At 44.0% G+C, this 23,895-nt stretch carries 17 protein-coding genes; 12 read left to right on the top strand and 5 right to left on the bottom strand.

Annotation, left to right across the window (positions count from 1 at the left end):
• Entirely contained in the window at positions 1–1,095 is a 1,095-nt protein-coding gene (locus I2I11_RS08105) for an endonuclease/exonuclease/phosphatase family protein (RefSeq protein ID WP_196267196.1), read from the top strand.
• Between the two features lie 76 nt (positions 1,096–1,171).
• On the opposite strand, the gene I2I11_RS08110 is transcribed toward I2I11_RS08105, so the two are convergent.
• On the bottom strand, positions 1,172–1,363 hold the full coding sequence (locus I2I11_RS08110) for a cold-shock protein (protein ID WP_196267197.1): 192 nt from the start codon (positions 1,361–1,363) through the stop codon (positions 1,172–1,174).
• A 423-nt stretch (positions 1,364–1,786) separates the two neighbouring features.
• Between I2I11_RS08110 and I2I11_RS08115 the strand changes: the two genes are divergently transcribed.
• Both I2I11_RS08115 and I2I11_RS08120 read left to right on the top strand, forming a co-directional pair.
• Entirely contained in the window at positions 1,787–3,538 is a 1,752-nt protein-coding gene (locus I2I11_RS08115) for a hypothetical protein (RefSeq protein WP_196267198.1), read from the top strand.
• A gap of 1,179 nt (positions 3,539–4,717) precedes the next feature.
• Positions 4,718–6,109, top strand: a complete 1,392-nt coding sequence (locus I2I11_RS08120) for an undecaprenyl-phosphate glucose phosphotransferase (protein ID WP_196267199.1) — start codon at positions 4,718–4,720, stop codon at positions 6,107–6,109.
• Between the two features lie 413 nt (positions 6,110–6,522).
• Here the strand turns inward: I2I11_RS08120 and I2I11_RS08125 are convergent, their stop codons facing one another.
• Positions 6,523–6,729 carry a hypothetical protein gene (locus I2I11_RS08125; protein WP_196267200.1) on the bottom strand — a complete coding sequence of 69 codons (207 nt, stop codon included), beginning with the start codon at positions 6,727–6,729 and terminating at the stop codon, positions 6,523–6,525.
• A gap of 346 nt (positions 6,730–7,075) precedes the next feature.
• On the opposite strand from I2I11_RS08125, the gene I2I11_RS08130 reads away from it, so the two are divergent.
• The 9 genes from I2I11_RS08130 to I2I11_RS08170 all read left to right on the top strand — a co-directional run bounded on the left by I2I11_RS08130 (position 7,076) and on the right by I2I11_RS08170 (position 19,451).
• Positions 7,076–7,861, top strand: coding sequence for a polysaccharide biosynthesis/export family protein (locus tag I2I11_RS08130; RefSeq protein ID WP_196267201.1), 786 nt, complete (start codon positions 7,076–7,078; stop codon positions 7,859–7,861).
• A gap of 11 nt (positions 7,862–7,872) precedes the next feature.
• On the top strand, positions 7,873–10,257 hold the full coding sequence (locus tag I2I11_RS08135) for a GumC family protein (RefSeq protein ID WP_196267202.1): 2,385 nt from the start codon (positions 7,873–7,875) through the stop codon (positions 10,255–10,257).
• A 227-nt stretch (positions 10,258–10,484) separates the two neighbouring features.
• Positions 10,485–11,849, top strand: a complete 1,365-nt coding sequence (locus tag I2I11_RS08140; protein ID WP_196267203.1) for a lipopolysaccharide biosynthesis protein — start codon at positions 10,485–10,487, stop codon at positions 11,847–11,849.
• A 12-nt stretch (positions 11,850–11,861) separates the two neighbouring features.
• Positions 11,862–13,220, top strand: a complete 1,359-nt coding sequence (locus tag I2I11_RS08145; RefSeq protein WP_196267204.1) for an O-antigen ligase family protein — start codon at positions 11,862–11,864, stop codon at positions 13,218–13,220.
• A gap of 22 nt (positions 13,221–13,242) precedes the next feature.
• Complete coding sequence (locus I2I11_RS08150; RefSeq protein WP_196267205.1) at positions 13,243–14,163, top strand: glycosyltransferase family 2 protein; 921 nt, start codon at positions 13,243–13,245, stop codon at positions 14,161–14,163.
• 1,235 nt (positions 14,164–15,398) lie between these two features.
• Positions 15,399–16,325, top strand: a complete 927-nt coding sequence (locus tag I2I11_RS08155; protein ID WP_196267206.1) for a sugar transferase — start codon at positions 15,399–15,401, stop codon at positions 16,323–16,325.
• A 100-nt stretch (positions 16,326–16,425) separates the two neighbouring features.
• Positions 16,426–17,544, top strand: a complete 1,119-nt coding sequence (locus I2I11_RS21420) for a glycosyltransferase (RefSeq protein ID WP_370582946.1) — start codon at positions 16,426–16,428, stop codon at positions 17,542–17,544.
• Positions 17,545–17,724: 180 nt separating this feature from the next.
• Complete coding sequence (locus tag I2I11_RS08165) at positions 17,725–18,474, top strand: WecB/TagA/CpsF family glycosyltransferase (RefSeq protein ID WP_230679978.1); 750 nt, start codon at positions 17,725–17,727, stop codon at positions 18,472–18,474.
• Between the two features lie 245 nt (positions 18,475–18,719).
• Positions 18,720–19,451, top strand: a complete 732-nt coding sequence (locus tag I2I11_RS08170; RefSeq protein WP_196267207.1) for a DUF4184 family protein — start codon at positions 18,720–18,722, stop codon at positions 19,449–19,451.
• Between the two features lie 570 nt (positions 19,452–20,021).
• Here I2I11_RS08170 and I2I11_RS08175 read toward each other — a convergent pair.
• From I2I11_RS08175 to I2I11_RS21425, 3 genes are all read right to left on the bottom strand, one after another.
• On the bottom strand, positions 20,022–21,494 hold the full coding sequence (locus I2I11_RS08175; RefSeq protein WP_196267208.1) for a capsule assembly Wzi family protein: 1,473 nt from the start codon (positions 21,492–21,494) through the stop codon (positions 20,022–20,024).
• 1,105 nt (positions 21,495–22,599) lie between these two features.
• Positions 22,600–23,475 carry an SDR family oxidoreductase gene (locus I2I11_RS08180; protein ID WP_196267209.1) on the bottom strand — a complete coding sequence of 292 codons (876 nt, stop codon included), beginning with the start codon at positions 23,473–23,475 and terminating at the stop codon, positions 22,600–22,602.
• 155 nt (positions 23,476–23,630) lie between these two features.
• Positions 23,631–23,762 carry a hypothetical protein gene (locus I2I11_RS21425; RefSeq protein ID WP_255531357.1) on the bottom strand — a complete coding sequence of 44 codons (132 nt, stop codon included), beginning with the start codon at positions 23,760–23,762 and terminating at the stop codon, positions 23,631–23,633.
• Positions 23,763–23,895 lie beyond the last annotated feature (133 nt).

The following is a 23,895-nucleotide window of genomic DNA, read 5'->3' on the forward strand; positions in this document are numbered from 1 at the left end:
ATGAAAAGTTTCCTTGTCGTTTTAGGATTTATACTTACTCTCTTTTCATTTCTGCCGCTTATCAAATCTCCGAAGTGGTGGATACGTGTGCTTGATTTTCCACGTCTGCAGGTCGCGGTCCTGCTTACAGCCATCCTCATCGCCTTTGTTGTTATGTTCGGAATCCATGGCGCAGCCGAAACAGCCATGGTGGTGCTGTGGGCGCTCGCCATCCTGAACGAGGTCAGGTTTATTGTGCATTTTACACCGCTTGTAAAAGTAACGGCGCTGCGTACGGAGCAAAAAGTACCGCAGGATGCATTCACTCTGATGATTGCGAACGTGCGGATGGCCAATACAAAGTACCAGGCGTTTCTGGATCTGGCGCTACAACAGGACCCCGATATGCTGGTGATGAATGAGCCCGGCGAAGAATGGTACAAAAACGTGCGGCAGGAGCTGAGCAGGCGCTATCCGTACGCCATCAAAAAGCCGCTGAATAATACGTACGGCATGCTGCTGTGGAGTAAGTTTAAGCTGGAGGAAACAGAGATCAGGTTTTTAGTGGAAGATGGTATTCCCTCCTTTTATGCGACTGTCGTGCTGCCGTCGGGTAACAGGTTCGGCATGTACACCGTGCATCCGCAACCGCCGCAGTTTATGAAAAACACCGAAACCCGTGGGGCCGAGCTGCTGCTGGTGGCAAAGCAGGCAAAAGAAAACCCTCTTCCCTGTGTGGTGGCCGGCGACCTGAACGATGTGGCCTGGTCCAAAACCACAAAGCTTTTCAAAGAGATCAGTACCATGATTGATCCGCGCGTGGGCCGCGGCTTTTATAATACCTACAATGCTTTTGTTCCCTTATTCCGCTACCCGCTCGACCATGTTTTTTATAGCCCGGCCTTCCGGCTGGTGCACCTGCGCCGGCTCCCGAAGTTTGGCTCCGATCACTTCCCGATAACGATTACGCTGAACTTTGAGCCGCAGAAAGAAGACAAGCAGGAACATCCGGTAGCAGATCGGGCGGACAAGCAGGAGGCCCGGGAGATGATTGCCGAAGGGCTGGAAAAAGGCGAAGAGCGGGATGCAGAGAAACTGCACGGCAAGCCACAATAACATAAAAAACCCGCTCAGCTAACTGAGCGGGTCAAAATAGATGAATGTCGCCTTAGCGGCAATATATCCGGTTAACTTAGATACGCTCTACGTTAATTGCATTCAATCCTTTTTTGCCGTCCTTTACTTCGAAAGAAACGTGGTCATTTTCGCGAATCTCGTGAATCAGACCAGTCTGGTGCACGAAGATGTCCTGGTTCGTATCATCAGCGACAATGAAACCGAAACCTTTAGATACGTTGAAGAATTTTACTTTACCTGTTGTCATTATAATGAAATTTTAAATAATGCACTAAAGGTACACATTAATTTTAAATATGCAGTATGCCCTGCAGAATAATCAAGGCCTTTTCTTCCATTATTCACACCGGTATCATTTCAGAAGATGCTACGCTAACAGCTGCAGGCGCCTCCTCGTTACCGCTTAACAGGCGGTTTTCAGTTCTCTGCAGCAGCCCGTCTCCCTCCCCTGCTGCACCAAACACAGGAACAGCGCGATAACTATGTATACGTGTGGTTCGTATAGTTAAAACGTTCTGTTACACTAAAAAAGAACACTATCACCAGGTTGACAGATACAACAGCAACAAGCATAAAAAGCCGCATCTGCCGCCCCTGTGGCTCAACAAAAAAGCGGGGCATGTGCAACAAACTTAATTTTAAACTACAATAACCTAAGGAGATCAGAACTATGAAAGACGAAGAAAAAAATCAAAATTCAAACCAGAATTCCAGCCAGTCAGGACAGGATTCGAATCAATCAGGAAACGCATCATCTAATAATCCGGGCGCATCCGCAAGCGGTAGCAGCTTTGGCAGCAATAGCAACAGTAACACACTGAGTTCCGGCTCCGGCGCTTCGGCTTCATCCGGCGGCGCAGGTAGCAGCAGCAAAAGCAGCTCCGATAAATCCGCCAGCTCCGATGCAGGCACCAAAACCTCATCCACCAAGGCAAAGGCCTCCTCTTCTAAAAACGCATCCGATAAGTCGGCCAGCTCTAAATCGGGCAAATCATCCGGCTCTTCCGCCAATAATTCTTCCAAGGGCAGCAGCTCTTCCCAAAGCAACAGCTCCGGCAATGACCAGAACAATGACTATGGCAACTATGGCTCTATGAGCAGCAGCTCGCAGCGAAGCGGCCAGGATTCAGGCCAGGGCAACCAGGATTATAACCAGAACTATGGCAGCCAAGGCAACCAAAGTGGCTACGGCAGTCAGGGCGGTTATGGCTATGGCTCACAAAACGGCAACTATGGCGGCCAGAGTGGCTATGGGTACCAGGGCGATTACGGTTCCTCACAGGGAAGCCAGAGTGGCCAGGGAAGTTATAGCAGCCAGGGTAACCAGGGCAGCTACAGCAACCAGGGACAGGGATACGGTTCCTCCTCCGGTCAGGGCTCTTACGGATCACAGTCAAACTATGGTTCCGGCCAGGACAACTATGGCGCTTCGCAGGGTGGCTACAACTATGGCAACCAGGGAGGCATGGAAGGCAACCGCACCAGAGGCCAGAACCAGGACTATGGCGCTTCGCGCGGCGGCATGCAGGGCGGCTGGCAGAACCGCGAAGGTGATATGCAGGGCGGCAACGTGTATGGCGGTGCCCAGGGCGGCTTTGGCATGCAGGGTGGTTCTTCGCAGGGCAACTCCCGCAACACAGGCGGCGGTTATGGCGATGGCGGCAACTATGGCAACTATAGTGGCGGCATGAGCGGCCAGGGTGGATACGGCGCCGATCAGAGCTCCAGGTATGGAGGAGGCAGCGATTCGTTTAATGGCGGCTACGGCCAGAGCGGTTATGGTTCCTCACAAGGCGGTTACGGATCATCACAGGGCAACTATGGCAACTATAGTGGCGGCATGAGCGGCCAGGGTGGATACGGCGCAGGTTCTTCCAGGAACAACTATGGCGACCAGGATCGCTACGGCTCCATGGGGTATGGTTCCTCCAGGGGGATGGGCGAGTACGACCGCGGCAACCAGGGCTCGGCAAGAGGCTGGGATTCGCAAAGCTCCATGCAGGGCGGCTACGGCAGCCAGGGTGGTTATGGCTCCAGAGGCGGCTCTTACAACGATGAATACCGTTCTGCCAGGTACGGTTCACAAGGCAGCGACTATGGCCAGGGCGGTTACGGCGGCTTAAATTCCGGCCGCAGCCAGGGCGGCTACGGCGACAGCAATGCCAGTCGCGGCATGAGCGGTGGCTACGGCTATGGTTCAGGTTCAGGTAACTACCGCCAGGGCGGTTACGAGCAAGGCGGACGTGGCGGCGATCAAAGCCGGTATGGATCGATGGACAGCGGCACCTCTTACTACAGCGATAACCGCGGCTCCAACTCACGCGAAAACTCCCGTAACCAGGGTAGCCAGGGTCCATCGCAGTATGACGACCGGCATGAGAGCCGTCGCAGCGACCGCTACCGCAACCCTGACAGAGACTAAATAAATAAGCTTACCAATAGCTAAAAAAGCCACTTCTAATAAGAAGTGGCTTTTTTATTGCCGGTTTAAGGACCTGCAACAGGCGGATACCCAAACCGGAACGGGGCTTTTCAGAACAGGAACTTCTTTCTGTTGAATACCCATACACAGTCAACTTACTTGTAAGGATTTCTGCATGTTTTTCTGAGACCTTTAACTGCTAGCAGTAAACTAGCCTTTCGCCTTCCCGACCGGGCCTTACTTTTCTTCCTGATGGAGGCAGGAGCCCAAAAAAGGATGAACCACCCCGCCTGCGGCACCCCTCCCTGAAAAAAGGAGGGAAATTTAAAAGAATCAAGTAGAACATTCCGATGCAAATCGGGAACGCTTCAAATTGAGGGCCCCTACTCCTACTCCAATACCTTAAGCTTTAGCTCTGCCGTTGTTGCTGTGTTCTTCCTAACAACTTGCTGAGACGCAGCAGGGATGATTTTACATGCTGCCGAAACTATTTTCACTTAATCTGACACTGTTAAGGGTGGGGTTCTCTCTTATACATGGCAAATGCGCCAGCTATTATAGTTACCTGTCTGGCAGGGCCGCGGTAAAGTTTTTTATAGTTGCGCGGGGCGGCCGGACACGAAAATTATGTATAGGGCATCGTTGTCTTTGCAAACAAGCCCTGCCTGTGGGGGCGATGAAGTGGGCGGCAGGCCTCGTGTGGGATGAGCCCTGTCCGGGATTTTTCCGGTACAGGCTTACGCTGCAGGGAGATGGCACCTGAAAGCAGCCGGCCTTGGATGATGCAGCATTAATTTCCTAAGAATAGTCGATTTAATTATATTACTTGCCGCACCGAAACACATTTTAATTTTTTCACTGGCATATAACTTTTAATACATAAAACTATTCGGAGATACCACTTTTATCCCCGGAAATTAATTGTTTACCCTTTTGACTATCGTATTGACGAAAAAAGAAAAATTTATCATGCTTTATAACTAATTTTAAACTTCATTTACATCTGTTACGTATCCCCCTGAAAATATACAAGGCATACTATATAGCCATATACCAAAAGAACCCCAGGGCCGCCATTTACATGATTAACCATGAGGAATAAATCCGGATTATTATAATACCATGTAAAGACGCCGACAATTGAACCGCTGACAATTCTCCCATTCCCTAATTTCTTATATGACAAACAAATACGCTACTTTATTTAAATGGATACATGTTGTAGTCGATTTTACCCTGCTAAATGGTACCCTTTACGCTTGCTTTCTCCTGGACGGTATTGATTTGGTGTGGTTGGATGTATATGATTATAAACTGACAATCCTGCTCCTGAACTTCTGCTGGTCTTACTGTTCCAATCTCTTCGGCATTTATAATAATAACCTGAAGCGGGACGCAGTTCCTACCCTGGCAGCCAACATTATGGCTTTGTGTCTTTTTGTGCTTATATCAGGCGTCATAAAATTTGTGCTGCCACAGCTTTATGTACCACCGGCGCCTTTTGTTTATTATTTTGCGCTCTTTCCTGCGCTTCTGCTGTTATGGCGGTTCTTGTTTCTGTTACTGAGAAAGCACAAACGCATGCACTGGCTCAAATCCGACAGCATTGCCATTGCAGGTGCCGGTGCTGTGGGGGTAGAGTTTTACAACTACATCCTGCATAACCCCCAGTTAAATTATAGTGTTGCAGGCATTTTTGATGATGATGCTTCCAGGGTGCCTTCGTATATGAACTACCTGGGAAAGGTAGCTGAATGTGCGGATTATGCGAGCGCCAATAAAATAAGTGAGATATACTGTGCACTGCCCTACACCGAAAGTGAAAAAATAGAGTGGCTGCTGCAGGAGGCAGACAAACACATGGTGCGCTTCAGGGTGGTACCTGATGTAAAGGGCGCCATGCACCATAAATTCATGGTGGAGCTGTTCGGCTACGTACCGGTGCTTAAAACCCGGCAGGAACCCCTGGAGAACAAGGCGAATGAGATCATTAAAAGAGCCTTCGACATTGTCTTTTCCGCTGTAACGATAGTCCTGGTTTTAAGCTGGTTTGTACCCCTTATTGCCCTGGCAATAAAACTGGATTCCAAAGGCCCTGTTTTTTTTAAACAGCTTCGTTCCGGGAAGAACAACAAGTCTTTCTATTGTTTGAAGTTCAGGAGTATGACCGTAAACAGCGATTCTGACAGCATGCAGGCGAGCAAAAGCGATGCCCGGGTAACCAGGATGGGAAGGTTTATGAGAAAAACCAGCATCGATGAACTGCCCCAGTTTATCAATGTTTTTTTAGGGAACATGTCGGTTGTAGGGCCGCGGCCGCATATGTTAAAGCATACGCATGACTATTCAAAACTGATCGACAACTACATGGTGCGGCATTTCCTAACACCGGGTATAACCGGCTGGGCCCAGGTAAACGGGTTCAGAGGCGAAACAAAAGAAACGATTGCCATGCTCAACAGGGTGAAGGCAGATCTTTGGTACCTGGAAAACTGGTCTATACTGCTTGACATGAAAATCATCTTTCTGACCGTCTGGCAGGCCTTAAAGAAAAATGACAATGCTTATTAACGTGCAGGCAGTAATCAGAAGAGGCTGGAGTACGGCTTCCGGGTAGCTTTTATACATCCCCGGTTTAATTCGCAGCCGGTTTAACAGCAGATTCCGGTGCAATGCAGGTCCGTGAAAAGTCTCTCAAATGCCAGGGATAAATTATCTGCAGGCGTAACTGTCTCCTACAGCTCCCTGTCTGAAGCTGATGCGCCAGGGAGAAAGAAGCAGCAACCTGAATACAGCTACTTAACCGAAGTTGCGATTTACCAGCGGTGTTGAAATATAACCCACCCTTAACCCCTCCGGGGAGGGGAATATTAGTTACTCTTGCAGAAATTCCCCTCTTGGGGGGAGGGGCCCTCGATTTGGGAGAGGTTGGGATGGGTTTTCAGCATCAGATAGTAACCCGTTTCTGTAAATCGCAACCTGAGTTATTTAGTATAACGCTGGTGCGAGCTTGCAGCCCGCACCTCCTTTACATCTACAGGAAGCAGGCGGCAAATGCAAGGGTAAGCGGCTGAGATACCCGCCTCAAATGGTAGTAAAGCATGCGCGCGGTGCAGGAAACGACAGGAGCAGGCAAACAACTGGTACAGGCTGCAGGCCCGCACCAGCCATACATACGATTTCGTTTCCACCGGCAGGTAAGCGCCGGAGGCAGGGCCGCTTTACTTTACCTGCCTGATAGCGCTGTCTAAGCAGAGGTAGGCCGGATTGTATCTGATTAAGAAGGTAAAGGCCGCAGCACAACAGCAGGCAGGCAAAGCGCTGCTCCTGTGTTTGTACCTGTCAGGCGGGCAGGCATTTAGGTAAGGTGGCCAGAGCAACGATGTAATTATATATTTTTTTAAATATTTTAAAATTAATTCTTCTTTTAAACAAAGTTTTTCTACTAATTTGTAAAAACGATTGCCTACTTACTTTAACCTGAAAAGGTTGCGTTTGAATACCATAAAATTCTCCAAGGAGAAAAAATATTAAAAAATGAAATTGAACTTTTTTTACCTGCTTGCACTTCTCTCCCTTGCCTCCTGCTCTCCCCGGAACCTGGCTTATTTCAGCAACATGCAGGAACAGGGCACTTACGAGGAGAAGGTATTGAACGATACAGAACCAACCATACAGGCCTACGACCTGCTCAGCATTACGGTAAGCAGCTTGAGCCGGGAGGCAAATGCCATCTTTAACACAGGAGAGTTCATCCCCGCCGGGAGCATCAACGACTACAGCATGACCAGAAACGCAGCAGGCACCCTGGCCCGCGAAGGCTACCTGGTAAACAAGGACGGCTTTGTAAACTTTCCGCTTTTAGGAAAAGTAGAAGTGGCGGGGCTCACCAAAGATGAGGCAACCGAAAAGTTTACCACCCTGCTACGGAAACATCTGAAAGAGCCCATTGTAAACATCCGCTACCTCAACTACAAAGTAACGGTAGTAGGAGAAGTTAACAGGCCGGCTACCTTTACAGTGCCCTCCGAGCGGATAAACATCATAGAGGCGCTGGGTATGGCCGGCGACATGACAGCCTACGGGAAAAGAGAAAACGTGCTGGTGCTGCGCGAAGAAGCAGGCTCACGGAAAATGACGCGCCTGAACCTGAATGACAAAGACATCCTGAACTCGCCCTACTTTTACCTGCAGCAGAACGATGTGGTGTATGTAGAGCCCGACCGCATGAAGCAGGTGCAGGCCAGCACCAACACCCGTACCATTTCTATTATCGCTTCAGTAACCTCTTTGCTGATAGTACTAGCAACCAGAATATTTTAAAACCAGCGGGCATGACAGAGAAAGGATTTATTCAGTTCCAGCCAGAGGAAGAGGATGAGCAGATTGACTTGAAAGCAATGCTGCTCAAATACCTGCGCTACTGGTACTTATTTGCCATCAGCGTGGCGCTGGCGCTGGGCCTCGCATTTTTGTACCTGCGCTATACCACGCCGCAGTATATCATAAAGAGTAAAATACTGATACGTGACGATGAGAAGGGCGCCGATTTGTTAGGCGGCTCTGCTCTGAGCGACCTGGATATCTTTAAATCCACGAAGAATGTGGACAACGAGATTGAGGTGCTGAATGCCGTAAGCCTGATGCAGCGTGTGCTGGCAGAACTCTCCTTAAACACCAGCTATTACAAACCGGGCAGGGTGCACGATGTGGAGCTTTACGGGCGCGACCTGCCCCTGAAAGTAATTGTGGGCAGGCTGGATTCTACGGCCTATGACAAAGAAATTATCCTGCACATAAAAGACAACAACAGCTTTGTGCTGGAAGAGGAGAATGCCGCAGGCGAAACCATCACCTCTTCGCACCGGTTCGGGCAGGAGATACAAAAGCCCTATGGCGCCTTTACGGTAGTAGCCGCCGCCGGTGCAGGCTCCCCGGAAAGCCAGCAGGACATCATCGTTAAATTTATTGATATCCAGAAGCTGGCCGGCTATTATAATGAGGAGCCGCTTAAAATTGAACCTGTAAGCAAAGATGCCAGTGTGCTCTGGATAAGCCTGAAAGAGCCTGTGCGGGAAAAAGGGAAAGACATTGTTAATAAACTGGTAGAGGTCTATAACAAGGAAGCCATAGAAGACAAGAACCTGATGGCCTCCAACACCATACAGTTTATTGATGAGCGGCTGAAATTCCTGACAGAAGAACTATCGGAGGTAGAGAAAGATGTAGAGGAATACAAGCAGGAGAACGAGCTGACCGATGTGAGCTCGGAAGCGCAGCTTTATGTAGAAAGCGCAAGCGAATACAACAAGCAGCTGGCAGAGCTCGAAATACAGCTCGATGTGCTGAACTCCATCGAAAAGTACCTGCGCGTAAAAGGGCAGCAGTACCAACTCGTGCCGAGCTCCCTGAGCATCCAGGACCCTACCCTGCTGGGCCTGATCACCAAATTTAACGAGCTGCAGTTGGAGCGTGAGCGCATGCTGCAAACCATACAGCCTACCAGCCTGCTGGTGCAGAACGTGGACGACCAGCTGGCTAACCTGCGGGTAAATATCCTCGAAAACCTGCAGAATATAAAAAGAGGCCTGGTGATTACGCAGAACAATTTAAAGGCCCGGATGGCAACGTTCGATACCCGGATCCAGCAGGTGCCTTCCGTAGAGCGCGAACTCCTGGAGATTCAGCGGCAGCAGGGCATTAAGCAGGGGCTGTACCTTTACCTCCTGCAAAAGCGCGAAGAAGCTGCCGTATCGCTGGCGGCGGCTGTCTCCAACTCCCGTGTGTTAGACCCGGCCATGGTGGGAGACAAACCTGTAGAGCCCAAAAAGATAATCGTTCTACTATTGGCTCTGCTGGCCGGCCTGGCTATTCCGTTTGCCTGCATATATGTAAGAGATCTGCTGAACGACAAAGTGCAGGAGAAAAAAGATGTAGAACAGGCAACTGCAACGCCTGTGCTCGGCGAACTCGCGCACAACAAGTCCGGGGAATCGCTGGTGGTAACACCGGGTAACAGAAGCCCCATCGTTGAAATGTTCCGGCTGGTGCGTACCAACCTACAGTATGCCACCGTGGGCAAGGCAAACAAAGTGGTGCTGGTTACCTCCAGCATGAGCGGAGAAGGCAAAACCTTTTTTAGCATCAACCTGGGGGCCAGCCTGGTTTTAACTGGTAAAAAAGTAGTAGTGCTGGGCTTTGATCTCCGGAAACCCAGGCTGCTGCAGGAATTGGGCTTACCCGATGGACCGGGCATCACGAACTACCTGGTTTCCGACAGGGTGGCTGTAGATGATATTGTGCAACCCCTACAGGCTTTGCCGGGACTGTACATCAGCAGTTCAGGCCCTGTTCCGCCCAACCCGGCCGAACTGATGATGAGCCCGAAAGTAGGGCAGCTGCTGGAAGCATTAAAAGAAAGGTTCGACTACGTTATCATCGATACAGCCCCTGTGGGCCAGGTGACGGATGCTTTTACCCTGGCGCCTTACATAGACTCCAGCATTTACATCGTCCGCTATGGCTATACCTTTAAATCTCAGCTCGAAATTGTTGATGATGTATACAAGCATAAAAAGCTTCGCCATCCGATGATAGTGCTGAATGATGCAAAAAAAGAAAATAGCTATGGGAATGGGTATGGCTATGGTTACGGCTATGGCTATGGCGAGGATCAAAAGAAGAACCGTGGGAAAAGCAGAAGAGCAGTTGATGCTTAATTTCGCGCCTATTGCAGAAGTAGCTTCACGCTTTAGGGGTACATACCTATAATTAGATGAATAGTGAGCAGACTCTTGATAGCATAAAGTTAGTAATATCGTTCCTAACATTCGACACTACTTAAAAAAACAGCTATTGCTTCAATTAATTAAATCAAAGTCAGTGCCTTTAAAATAGCCAGTGAGCGGCTGCAAGAGCTAAAGTATAGTGGCATAAATAAGAAACAATGTTATATCTCATTAACACTAAAGTCAATGAATTCCTTCTTCAAAAGAATGAGCGTTCTGCGAAAATTCTAAGAAATATAATATGGTCATTTGGTTTGAAGGGGGGAAGTATATTAGTAGGGCTGATTTTAGTACCTATGACAATAAATTATATCAACCCGATACAGTACGGCATTTGGATAACTATAAGTTCAATTGTTAGCTGGATGAGCTTCTTTGACATCGGAATGGGAAATGGGTTAAGGAATCAAGTGGCTGCGGCTATAGCCCTCAAAAAATATGATGAGGCCCAAAAGTATGTGAGTTCTACTTATGTTGTTTTGGGCTTTATTTCTTTTGTTTTGCTGGTTATATTCTGTTTTATAAATCCTTATATTAATTGGCGCGGGTTTCTAAATATTCCTGGGTCAGTTAAGGATAATATTTCACTTGCTATTTTCATTGTTTTCTGCTCTTTCTGTATTCAGTTTGTTGTACAATTAATCAATATTGTACTTACTTCAATTCATAATCCAGCTAAGTCTAATCTTATAACTTTCTTAGGGCAGCTAGGTGCTTTGGCTACAGTTTTTGTATTAACCAAAACTATACCTGGTAGTCTGACTGTTCTGGTATTGACTTTAACATTAGTGCCAATAATTACCCTAATAATAGCCAGTGCAATTTTCTATAATACGAAATTAAAGTTTATTGCACCAAAATTCTCGTTATTTGATTTTAGTTATGCAAAAAATATATTCAGCGTAGGGACCTCCTTCTTCATTATTCAGATAGGATCTATTATATTACTTCAAACAGATAATATTATCATTTCAAAGTTCATAGGCCCTTCTTCTGTTACGGAATTCAATGTATCTTTTAAATTGTTTTCTGTTATAATGATGCTCTTTTCTATAATTATGACTCCTTATTGGAGTGCATTTACTGATGCTAATGCTAAAAAAGATTATAGTTGGATGAAAGCTAATATGAAAAGGATTAGAAGGATATGGCTTTTGATATCAGTTTTAGTAGTACCAACCTTATTAGTTTGTTCGGATTTAATATTTAAGTTCTGGATTGGAAATTCCATACAAATCTCTAAAAGTTTATCTATGTGGTTAGCCCTTTATGTAATAGGGTATATTTGTTTGAATCTTAACAGTTATTTTTTAAATGGGGTTGGCAAAATAAAAATACAGTTATACCTCTATATAATAGTATGTTTTTTAAACATTCCTCTTAGTTGTATCCTTGCAAAGGAAGTTGGTATAAACGGAGTAGTAATTTCAAACATAATCATGCTATTAATTATGAATATCATTCTATGGATTCAGAGTAATAAAATATTATCTCAAAATGATGGAGGCTTGTGGGCAAAGTAGAGAAGTCTTAATATGGAGGAATTAACAACTTATAGAAGTTTTACATTAATTAAGAATAAAAAAACGTCTAAGTATAAATTAACAGTAGTTATTCTTGTGTACTTACAGTTAATTAATATAATAACCGGCCCAGATATTATATTAAAATTCATGGGGTATAAATATTCTAGTATTGAAGAAACTAATCTGGGATGGTTAACAACAACCATAAATATAGCTTTTATATTTATGTCTTTTATAGTTCTACTAAATAATAAGAGCTATTCAGTTAAGCTATTAAAAGGCTCAAAACAATTGCTTTTAATGTTAGGCTTAATAATTTTTTCTTTAGTTTTTGTTCCTTCTCCAATGATAAATCAATCATTGAGCTCTATTATTTTATCAATAGGTGCTTTTTCTAAGGCATTTAGTTTAGTTATTCTACTCAATAAACATACATTAAGTATATCTGATGTGTTATTAAAGATTGTAAAAGTTATAATTCTATTGATGATTGTCTATCTGGTTCTATTCTTCCAGAATGGATTCTCCCAAGTCCTATTAGGAAGATATCAAAGTTTCTTTTCTCAACCTAATAATTTGGGGCAATTTTGTGCATTAGCAATATTAACCCTTTTTGCGGATAAATTATCCAAGAAAAAAGGAGCAAAACTTTTTAATAATAAATCTATATTCTTTTTCTATCTTACGTCTGCTATATGCTTCATTATTATTAGCCAGAGTTTCACAACATTTATTTCTATTTTTCTGGTACTGCTAACTTACTTCCTTTACTCCATAAGAAAAAAAGTATTAAAAACTTTAATTTTAATTTCACTCGCACTTTTTACAGCTTTCTTTTTTTCTAATTCTACCCGATTATCATTCCAGTTAAATGGCTTTATTACAAAATCAATACTTTCCGATTTTAATCGTGATTTGACATTAACCGGTCGTACTCAAATTTGGAGAGATGTTTTTGATAAAATAAAGAATGATAACAAAGTTATTACTGGTTATGGAATTGGTGGGTTTTGGGGGAAAGAAAGAGCTCCATCAAGTCAAGTAGAAAATTCATTATTTACAGAGATTGGTCAAGCACATAACGGACTAGTTGAATTATGTGTTGAATATGGTTTACTTGGAGTTATACTCTTTGTTTCTTTTCTAGTTTTTATTGTAAATAAGTTACCTTTAATTTACTGGCAGTATAAGGATATTATATTTTTTAATTTCTTTTTAATTTTTTTCATTTTTAATAATCTTGTAGAAGCTAGCTTTCTTCAGCCAAAACACTTTTTAAATTGTATCTTCCTTCTTATATCTATAATAGTTCTTAATTCAAAGAAAGTAAAAACTAAGTCTATCGTATTAATAAACCCAAACATATGAATTTGCAGCTGTACTATATAAAATGGAAAATCGTATTTCAATAGCTATTTGTACATATAAAAGGCCAATATTATTATCAAAATGTATTGAAAGCATAATCAATCAAAATACTATTCATAGTTTTGAAATAATAGTTGTCGATAACGATGTAGCTCAAAGTGCAAAGGAGGTTGTTAATAATTTTTTTAACGAAGGCATTAACATCCTATATTTCAATGAACCACGTCAAGGTTTATCTAATTCGAGGAATCTTGCAGTAAGAAAATGTAATTACAATCTAATTCTTTTTATTGATGATGATGAATATGCAAAATCTGATTGGCTAGATAATATGGTTTCATGTTTAAATTTATATAATGCTGATGTTGTATTAGGAAAGGTTGTTTATAAAGTTCCAGACTACTTTCCAAACTACATTGTAAAAAGCCAACTGTTCAAAAGAAAGGAGATTAGAAGTGGCATTTTAGCTAAAGAGAATCAAGGGTACTGTGGTAATACATTAATCAAAAGAGCTGTTGTAAATAGTAGAGTTAAGCCTTTTGCTGTTGAGTTTAATAAATTAGGTGGTGAAGATTCAGACTTTTTCAATTATGCTCTTGAGAAAGGATTTAAAATCGTTTTTTGTGCGGAAGGAGTAATTTATGAAACACAGGATGAAAGAAGATTAAATATTAGATGGTATCTTAAGAGAGGATATCGAAGTGGCTGGCTATACAACCATGACGTTTTAAAAAAGAAAGGCTCTTTTAACGGTATACTAAATATTTTTAAGAGCTTAATTGGAGGACTATTTTTGTCATTCTACCTATTTCTTCGAACTATTGTAAGCTTTAATGATTATTTTCTTGTCTTTATTTATAAGATATCAAATCAGTTTGGTAAAATAGGTTATTTCTTTGGATACAAAATAGAAGAATATACTGGAAATAATTCCTCTGATTAACGCATTATATTTTAGTATAAAAATCCATATCAATCTTTGTAACTCAATTCCAAACCCTCATTTATATACTTCGTTTGGATGTTAAAATAAATATTGTAAGTACTGTTAGAAATAAGATTCAATATGCAGTAAAGTTTACTTAAACTCGAAAATGTAGTAAAAGCGTCAAATTTAAAATTTAGTTCAAATGAATTATATCTGTATATAGCCTTGTGCTGATAAGAAAGGGGAAGAAAGTAAGTATCCTCAGACAGGAGAGCTTTTTCTCTTCCTAAGAACATCAAAATATCTATTGGCGTTGTATAGGAATGTTTTTCATTACTAGTAAGTATTCCAATAAGAGTGAAAAGTATTTGCTGTTCACTCTTATTAATAAATTGTCGATGGTGATAATATTAAAGGCATCCTAGTTAAATTAGATATAGAGATTATTCATATAGTTTTAAATATAAGGCTCCTACTAATTAGCATGGAGCATGACGTAATCAGTTTTATGAATTTTCCATTTTAGAATATATTAACCATCATTATAGTGATGAATCCCAGTTTTTGATTTTAGACTACGATCGCATTTTTATTGAGCCTGCTAGTGCTATTTTCAATGAAGCATAATCTAACAACGGGTTCTCATGTCTTATTTTGTTGATTATATTCCAGAGCATATAGCAAACGGACTTACAAGAGTAAATAAAGGCTATCTATGAAGATGTATTGCATTAAAAGGATATTCAGTTACTAGATTATCATGCCGGCTATTTCTTGTTATGTAATGTTAGTAATGTAAAAAGAATCTTTAAGGATTTTCTTGAGCTAGGGTCTATAATTATGGAAAGGAATAATAGAGGATTGCTAAAGTTTAATGAAGAAGCCCACATACTAAGCTATTTATATTATAAAAACAAATTTAAAGGAAGTGGTGCAAATTCATATATCAGAAGGATCTAGACGAATCCTGTCTTTTTGGGGAATGTAGAGTAAAACGATAACTCTCTAATTATATATAATTTACCTACTGAAAAAACTTTTGAAATAGAACAACTCTACGATCCATTCAAGGAACGTTCCTTTATAATCGGTTCGAGAAATGATGAGTTTGCTGAAATGATAATGGTTGGTTTAAGTATTCCAAAAATATATTTAAAACATTATTTACAATACTTTATGCATAGCTATCATAGAGCTTTTAACAAAAGACTTAATTTTTTAGATAAGACTTACTTTTTATTATACTTCCAATGCAGATCGAATTAAGCCCAATTGCTGTTTTTGCTTATAAGCGTGTCGATACGCTATGTGAAACTATAAATGCCTTGAAAAAGTGTGAATTAGCGAATCAAAGTGATTTGTTTGTTTTTTCTGATGGAGCAAAAGGATTAATAGATATTAGTTCAATTACACATGTAAGAGAGTATCTCACTACCATTGATGGATTCAAATCTGTAACAATATATAAATCTGAAGAAAATAAGGGCTTAGCAAGATCTATAATAGACGGAGTAACCAATATTTTAAATTCTTATGATTCTATTATTGTACTTGAAGATGATCATGTTACCTCCTCTAACTTTCTCTTGTACATGAATCAATGTTTAGACTTCTATAAGAGAAATAAGGCTGTTGGGTCCATTTCTGGCTATTCCCCACCTCTAAAATATAGAAGTAATTATAATTATGATGCCTACTTTTTCTCAAGGAACTGCTCAAATGGCTGGGCAACATGGAAAGATCGCTGGGAAGGTGTTGATTGGGAGGTGAAGGATTACAGTGATTTTATTGCTAGTAGAAGTAATAAAGATAGTTTTAACTATGGCGGAAGTGATCTTACAGGAATGCTAAAACGTCAAATGGAAGGTAAAATAAATTCCTGGTCTATTCGGTTTTGTTACCATCAATATAAGACCAAAGCTTATACTGTTTACCCAATTGTGTCGAAAATATATAATATAGGCTTTGGGGCTGAAGCGACCAACACTACTAATACTTTTAATCATATGCATACACCACTTGATCAAGGCACGAAATTGAGCTTTCACTTACCCAAAGATGCCATCATTGATGCAGACATCAGAAAGATGTCTCAAGAATTTTATTCTCTTAAAACTAGAGGTATAAATAAAGTAAAGACCTATCTATGCAGAATAGGTCTTTTAAAAAATATATAATTAAATATCTCTAAGGATTTATAATACTCAATTTAAGCTTAGTTCAGAAAATGAAGCAGTCCGCGGTTAAATTAGTAGTTAGTGAGATAGGGAAGATCTAGTGAAACATAAAATTCTTTTCATTTTACACCTCCCGCCTCCTATTCATGGAGCTGCTATGGTTGGGCAATATATACAGGATAGTAAAATTATAAACAATACTTTTGATACTGATTATGTTAATCTAACTACATCCTTTAGCCTGGATAAAATTGGTAAGAGCAGTATAGGCAAATACTTCACTATCTTAAAAATACAGGCAAGAATTGTAAAAGCTCTTTTAAGCAGCGAATATGATTTGTGCTATATGACTTTAACAGCCAAGGGAGCTGGCTTTTATAAAGATTTAGCTGTAGTAGCTGTTTTAAAGCTCTTTCGGAAAAACATTATCTACCACTTCCATAACAAGGGAGTAGAAGATAGTAGTAAGAATAAAATAAACGCCTTTCTATATCGCTTCGCCTTTCAGAATACCCAAAGCATTCTACTATCGCCTCACCTGTACCATGACATTGCAGATTATGTAAAAAAAGAGGATGTTTATTTTTGTGCCAATGGTATTCCGGAAACGAAGGAAATCTTTACGATTTCTGAAACAATAATAACAGACGAACAGCAACCTTGTAAACTGTTGTTTCTATCAAACATGATGGTTGAAAAAGGAGTACTCGTGCTGTTAAAAACCTGCCAATTGTTAAAAGAAAGAAATTTACATTTCGGATGTCATTTTATAGGGTCATGGTCGGAAATTACTGAAAGTAGGTTTTCAGAGATTATACAAGATTATAGTTTACAGAATTACGTTTTTGCCCACGGAAAAAAGTATAACGAAGAGAAACTGGCCTTCTTTCATCAATCTAGCGTCTTTGTTCTCCCTACTTACAATGAATGCTTCCCGCTTGTTCTGTTAGAAGCTATGGAACACAGTTTACCTGTAGTATCTACGCCGGAAGGAGGAATTCCGGATATTGTTGTCGATGGGAAAACAGGTTTCCTTATTCCGCAGCAAAATGCAGAAGCTTTGGCTGATAAGCTTGAGTTACTTATAAAACAGCCAGAACTTCGTGCCTGCATGGGTGTGTCCGGGAGAAAACGTTATGAAGAACTATTTACCCTTAAGAAATTTGAAAACAATATGAAAGGCATTTTAAAGAAAGCTATCGCACATAAAAGGGTTTAGCGCCCTCATTCCATTTAATCTTATCTACTTTACTTCATTTAGGTTGTATTAAATAAGTGCTTAAAGGGCTACTTTAGCACCACCAGTTGATTATAATTATCTTTAAAATTATCCTTCCGCTTACATGATGCAAATATACTTATCCATTAGACAGGCGTCGTACTTTAAGATTAAACTTTTATGAACAAGCCGGTACCCTCCACAAACTGCATGGGTTATCCTGTGTTTACAGGCAGCCTGGACCTCCTGCCTACTCTCAAAAAGGCGCTTGTTAATACCATCAACCAGTATTCGTATTGCATAGCGGAGCAGGATGCTGACTTCAAAAAGTCCTTGCTGGCGTCTGATGTTCTGCTCCCGGACGGCGTTGGTATTGTGGCGGCCTCACAACTGATGGAGGGGAAAAAGATTTCAAAAATTGCCGGAGCAGATTTGCATCTATACTTACTAAAGCAACTGGATATAAGTGGTGGTAAGTGCTTTTACCTGGGTTCGTCTGAAACAACACTTAACAAAATAAAGGAGCGCCTTGCTGTGGATTTCCCGGCTGTGAAAGTGGCGACCTTTTCTCCTCCTTATAAAGCAGTGTTTTCTGATGAAGACAATGCGCAGATGATATCCGCAGTAAATTCCTTTGAACCTGATGTCCTGTTTATCGGAATGACCGCCCCCAAACAGGAAAAGTGGGCATATGCGCACAGGGAACACCTGGATGCAAAGCTGATCTGCTCGATTGGTGCTGTCTTCGACTTTTATGCCGGCATGGTAGAACGCCCGAATGAACGCTGGATAAACTTAGGCCTGGAGTGGCTCGGCCGCCTGGTAAAAGAACCCAAACGCATGTGGAAACGGTACCTCTATTACGGGCCTGTGTTTGCTTATATGCTTTTAAAAGCAAAAGCTGAACAAACATTTACCCGCACCAGATAGCAATGCTGTTCCGGGCTATTAGAAACATTTCCGGCCGATAGTGGCGGGACGGGGATGTTTGAAAAAGCAGAAACGAAGTATGAAATAGCTTCGACGTATAAAATGCTGCATTTCAGGTGTAGGCTAATAAAAATTCTGATGCCTGTGTTACTTCACTGATGATGGGCTGGTAAAGCTTCCTGTCTTGAACCCGAACGAGGGAAATATGGTATAGGAGTCGCCAGAACCACTGAATACGATACAACATGCCCTTTACTTTTTCACACCCGGCCCTTGTGCTACCGCTCAGGTTCCTTCCAAAAGGTTGGGTGTCCTTAACCGGCCTTGTGGCGGGTAGCCTGGTGCCGGATTTTGAAAAGTTCATTAAGATGGAGCCCGGCAATACCTATAGCCACACCTGGGCCGGTGTGTTTTGGTTTAATTTGCCGCTGGGCCTCCTGCTTGCTTTCGTCTTTCACGGCATTGTTCGTGATCCCCTGATCGATAACCTGCCGGTGTTTCTGAGGAAGCGCCTGGCCCGGTTCAGGAAGTTTAACTGGCAACGCTTTTTCAGGGAACATTTTATGGTGGTAATTCTTTCTATTATCGCCGGTGCCCTATCGCACCTCACCTGGGACAGCTTTACACACCGGGAGGGCAAGTTTGTCCGGTTGCTGCCGGTTTTATCTGAAACTGTTTCTCCCTGGAATATTCATGTTTCGTTATACGTGCTGGTAGATCGCCTGAGTTCCGCGCTGGGGTTCCTGTTGATACTGTACGTTATCCTGAAGTTACCACCTGGCAGGGTGGAAGAAAGGCAGCCGGTGCATGTATGGCACTACTGGCTGTCAGTGGTGCTTGTTGCCTTATGCGTTGTTATGTTCAGGGTAATAGCCGACGTAAGCTATGTACAGTACTTTGAACTTCTTATCACGTCGATATCAGCTGTACTGGCAGGCCTGGTTGTTTCATCCTGCATTGTAAAATTCAGGACGTAGCTTAAACTAACCGAGGTAAGGAAATAAAGCCTCGTTATACATATCAATACTTGTGCTGGTAAACAGGTTTAGGCGGCTTCACGAATGATGTAAAAGTATAAACCACTGTATAGGCCGGAGTAGGAATTGTTTTCTGCTACCAGGAATGCGCCGGAATCCGGTACAGGAATACGCGCCGGATAAAATTCACGCCAGGCGCTTCCCGCCTGTCTCTTACACAGTCAATTTAAATCTTAAAAGCAAATTTGTTCCTACAAAGTAAGGAACTCTGTCAGGTGCACTTCATGACGTGCCACTGTTTGAGCATTCAGTGAATGAGGTTGGGGGCTTCGAAAAGAGATGAACCACCCCGCCTTCGGCACCCCTCCTTGAAAAAAGGAGGGGAGTACAAAAGAATCTAGAGGAACATCCCCGTGCATATTGGGAACCCTCCAACCCGAGGCCCCTACCCCCATAAGGAAGAGAAGTATGCGCTGGCCGGCGAGCCGGAAAGCCAGTTCGCCGCTCAGCAGTTAAAGCTCCCGGCAAAGCATGAAGAAATCTCAACAAGTAAGTTGATTGTGTACCCTGTTACCAGGATTTGCCAAACTTTACGATAAGCCCGCCTGTATTATCAAGCAGGCCGCCACGATCAACCGCTGCCATAAAGCCTACATGTAAGCCATGGGGCAAAGCCTTATTGCCTTCGATATACGTGGATAACTGCCCCACTTCTTCGAAAATGCCGTATTGGGGAGGAAATCTTGTACCTCCCAAAGAATGGCCTACAACGCTGGTGCCGTAGGTGCCATAATTCCTGGAATAAGATACTTTTGCGGTGCAGGTCCAGGCCTGTACCCTCCCCTGCATGGCCAGGTGAAAGGCTAGCAGCCGGTTGTTGATAAAGAAATCGCCGGGGGCAGATGCCAGGCCTTCCCGGGTGGATGCTCGCGGGCTGATGAAGGGTGATCCAAGGCCCAGGCCCCTGTAAGACCAGCCTTGCGAATACATATAATTGTTATAATAATCTTCATCGCCGGATGGCACAATCCTGGACCAGGACTCGCCTGCCTGGTTTTTGGTATACAGCACCTCGAATACCAGTTTCTGCCACTGCACCTTTTTATCAGTATGCTGCTTGTTTTCCAGGCTCAGGCCATTTAAGCCATCCAGTATATTGGCCAGGTAATACAGGGCTCCCACATCGTAGAAATTTTGCCGGTAAGCAAACAGCTTTACCTTACTAAAATCGTACGTAAGGCCTAAGTCAATAGATCCCAGCTGGTTCCCTATCTTGGAAACTTCCACTCCTCCACCCCCGTACCTTCTGCCCATCACCACGTATTGATACTCCTTCCACGGAGACAACTTAAATGCACCTTCCGGATAAATTTCATCTTCATTGCCCCAGAATACCTGGTGGCTGAACCCGGCGTACAGCTTTAACTTCCAGTCAGGTTTGCCAAAGCGCCCGTACAGTGATTTCTGATGAAAATACGTTGTAGCCTCCTTTATTCTGCTTCTTGTTAACCCTATCGGAACTTCGCCCAGCCAGCCATGGGCAAGGTTTCCCTTAAAAGCAAAAAGGCCACCCCAGAAGGGCAGCGGGTAAAATTCGGGTATAGCCAGCTGTACCTTCGGGATACCCAGCGCATTGCCGGAAATGGCGAAGGCGCCGGAGGAGAGGGTTGTGTCTACCAGGCCCATGATATCCTTTGTGCGGCCCGCCTTCAGTTCAAATATGCCGGCGCGCACTTTCCCGTAGGCTTCAATCAGCAGCAGATCAGATTCCTTTCCTGCATTTGCCCTTCCCCCGAAGCCGGCGCCCCAGTCCACCAGGTGCGTTCTGGTGCTGTCGTAATCCCGGTGTGCCCGTCCGATAAGGCTGAGTGAGGCGCCCGGCGAGGGCACACTGCCGTGGCGGTTGGATCTAAGCCAGAAGGTCACCCGATCAGCGGAGGCAACTCCAGCCTGGGCTTCTATCCCATAATGCAGGTTGCCTGTCTGGGCGTACCCGCTGAGGCAAAAGAGGAACAGGAAAAGTGTGATGTATAATTTCAGCATCCTGGTTGTTCAGGTTTTATGTAAGAAGCAGCTATAGTCCGCGTCCGGGTGTGGCGTTTTCACCAACGGTTTATACTTGTGCAGCCTGCGCCAGCCGGTAAAAGCACAGGGGCCGGCGCTGTTATCCCACAGCCTGCAGGCAAATATACAACCGGCTGCCACGCCCCGGAAAGATACTAAATTTTATACTTTAGCTACAGCTTTTTAGATGCATCCTTTGGCAGGCCGCTTACGCCCGTTTTCTGAAATGAATAATACGCCGTCTTTCAGGTTCTGCCATCCTGTAAGGGTACACCCGCACTTGTTCCGGGGCTCTGCCCGGAGGGTGCCTGCCGCCAAACAGCATCTGCTCACCTCGCGGGGCAGCCACATCCAACCACTCCTACCCCCTCCTTGTCTAAGGAGGGGTATATACTACGCCGGTGCAGCCTCACGGAAGAGCAGGTAAGCAAAGAGCTTACCTGCTCTTCCGGATTTGCAATCCTGAAATAGCTGCTATGAGGATTTGTAATGCATTATGGTCCGAAACACGGGAATTATCCCTTTGAGGACAACTCTAAAGCGAGAGCTTCAGAGTTGCGAGTATCGCTCATAGAGGGTTTCTACAAGTGCACCAGTTAGTAAAAATGGGTTGAAAGCATCGTAAGCCTGCACGATTTAACACCCTTATGGTCACCACCAGTGGGTAGGGCCGTTTCACTCTAAAATAAAGGATTGGTGCATAGGCCAGTTTCTTCCCTGGCAGCACCTGTAGCTGGGCCTCTGCCCCAGTCGGGTTACAAACCCGACATCATCTTAAGACACAAGTTTGAAAACTTGCGCCAGAAAAACAGAATGAAACAGCCCTGCCCTTAAGGGGACAACCTCTGCCTTTGTTAAACAATTCTACCATTTGCAGTGACATAACTTTGCAGGTTTCGCACAACAAGGATTTGTAATCCGGAAAAGCACGTTTAGCCTGTCCCGAAGCATTTCGGGGCTATTCCGGGATAAGCAACTTTCCCCGACAGGAAGGCTTTGCGGAGGCCGGGAGATGATTACGCCGCTGGTGAAATTATCCGGCATATCAAAACAGCCTCATACAAAGTGGTGTGCGGGGCGGCTGCTATACAAAGCACTCCCGGTAATCTTCTGCAAACTGCCTGAAAGAACGTGGCGCCCGTCCTGTAATTTGCCGCACTGTATCGGTTACTTTGCTGCTGCCTCCTGCTTTGTACATCCTGTTCAGTTCCAGTAGTGCGTCTGCCATCCATGCGGGTTGCTGCTGTTGCAGCATGGCCTGACGCGCAGCCTCTTCGGGCACATCCACATACGCCACCTGCTTGCCTGTTACCTCGCTCAGTATATGGGCAACATCATAGTTAGACAATGCCTCGGGGCCTGTCAGTTCATAGGCCTTGCCTTCGTGGCCGCTTCCTGTCAGCACCTCCACTCCTACGGCAGCAATGTCTCTTACGTCAATATAAGCCACCCTGCCTTCTCCCAGGGGCTGGTACAGCTTGCCTTCGTTTTTTATACTTTCCGCATCGTAGTTGGCGAAATTCTGCATAAAGGCAGCGGAACGTAAAAACGTATATGGAATGCCGCTTGCCACAATATACTGTTCAATCGCTGTATGCCAGCGGGCCATTTCTATGCCATGCTCCTCGTCTGCGCCTATGCCCGACAGCTTTACAATATGCTTTACGCCTTTTTTCTTTGCCTCGTCTACCAGCGTCCGGGACATGTCTACCTGGTATTTTGTGGAAGGCGTGATCAGAAACAATTTGTCGGCATGCGTGAAGGCGGCATGCAGCGACGCCTGGCTTTCAAAATCCATCTCTACAATTTCGACCCCCGGCAGGCGTTTCAGGTTTTCGCCTTTTATCAGAGAGTGTACCCCCGCGCGTACGCGTATATCGCCTTCCAGCATCGAGAGTTGTATGACTACCTCCCGCCCTACTGTGCCCGTGGCGCCCGTTATCAATACTGTTGTGTGCATTGTATGTTGCTTTCTTAGGTTATAATCCTACTACGGCAAAGGTTAAGGATTTGATAAATTGCCCGCGCATAATTCAGCCGGGCTCATCCGGTTGCTTCAGGTTTACCGGGGATGTGGCAGCTGCCCGTTTATGGAGGATGATCAGCATTCCGGGCTCAATAGAAAAGTATCTGTTGGGTATAAAATTTGCCCAGCAGGTCAGGCACTGTATGATCCACATAAGGCATAGCCGGTGAAGTAACAGCGGCAAAAGTCCTCTTTTGCAGCAGGGCTGGTACATTCTCCATTTTCTTGCCGTCCTGTAAGGATCTTGTTGGCAGGTAGCAGTAACGCTTATGAAGCGGACATCAGTTTACAGGAAAGTTCTCTGGCAGCAAATGCGGAATTTATACTTGCCTTGCTAATCAAAGGTCAGACACC

Origin of the sequence: Pontibacter rufus (assembly GCF_015694705.1) — a bacterium.
Classification (GTDB): domain Bacteria; phylum Bacteroidota; class Bacteroidia; order Cytophagales; family Hymenobacteraceae; genus Pontibacter; species Pontibacter rufus.

Bases quoted from the DNA above. Each gene is read 5' to 3' on its own strand.
- I2I11_RS08140 (WP_196267203.1), top strand. From the start codon at position 10,485: ATGTTATATCTCATTAACACTAAAGTCAATGAATTCCTTCTTCAAAAG.
- I2I11_RS08110 (WP_196267197.1), bottom strand. From the start codon at position 1,363: ATGACAACAGGTAAAGTAAAATTCTTCAACGTATCTAAAGGTTTCGGT.
- I2I11_RS08105 (WP_196267196.1), top strand. From the start codon at position 1: ATGAAAAGTTTCCTTGTCGTTTTAGGATTTATACTTACTCTCTTTTCA.
- I2I11_RS21425 (WP_255531357.1), bottom strand. From the start codon at position 23,762: ATGGAGAATGTACCAGCCCTGCTGCAAAAGAGGACTTTTGCCGCTGTT.
- I2I11_RS08115 (WP_196267198.1), top strand. From the start codon at position 1,787: ATGAAAGACGAAGAAAAAAATCAAAATTCAAACCAGAATTCCAGCCAG.
- I2I11_RS08135 (WP_196267202.1), top strand. From the start codon at position 7,873: ATGACAGAGAAAGGATTTATTCAGTTCCAGCCAGAGGAAGAGGATGAG.
- I2I11_RS08175 (WP_196267208.1), bottom strand. From the start codon at position 21,494: ATGCTGAAATTATACATCACACTTTTCCTGTTCCTCTTTTGCCTCAGC.
- I2I11_RS08165 (WP_230679978.1), top strand. From the start codon at position 17,725: ATGAACAAGCCGGTACCCTCCACAAACTGCATGGGTTATCCTGTGTTT.
- I2I11_RS08145 (WP_196267204.1), top strand. From the start codon at position 11,862: ATGGAGGAATTAACAACTTATAGAAGTTTTACATTAATTAAGAATAAA.
- I2I11_RS08150 (WP_196267205.1), top strand. From the start codon at position 13,243: ATGGAAAATCGTATTTCAATAGCTATTTGTACATATAAAAGGCCAATA.
- I2I11_RS08130 (WP_196267201.1), top strand. From the start codon at position 7,076: ATGAAATTGAACTTTTTTTACCTGCTTGCACTTCTCTCCCTTGCCTCC.
- I2I11_RS08180 (WP_196267209.1), bottom strand. From the start codon at position 23,475: ATGCACACAACAGTATTGATAACGGGCGCCACGGGCACAGTAGGGCGG.
- I2I11_RS08170 (WP_196267207.1), top strand. From the start codon at position 18,720: ATGCCCTTTACTTTTTCACACCCGGCCCTTGTGCTACCGCTCAGGTTC.
- I2I11_RS08155 (WP_196267206.1), top strand. From the start codon at position 15,399: ATGCAGATCGAATTAAGCCCAATTGCTGTTTTTGCTTATAAGCGTGTC.
- I2I11_RS08120 (WP_196267199.1), top strand. From the start codon at position 4,718: ATGACAAACAAATACGCTACTTTATTTAAATGGATACATGTTGTAGTC.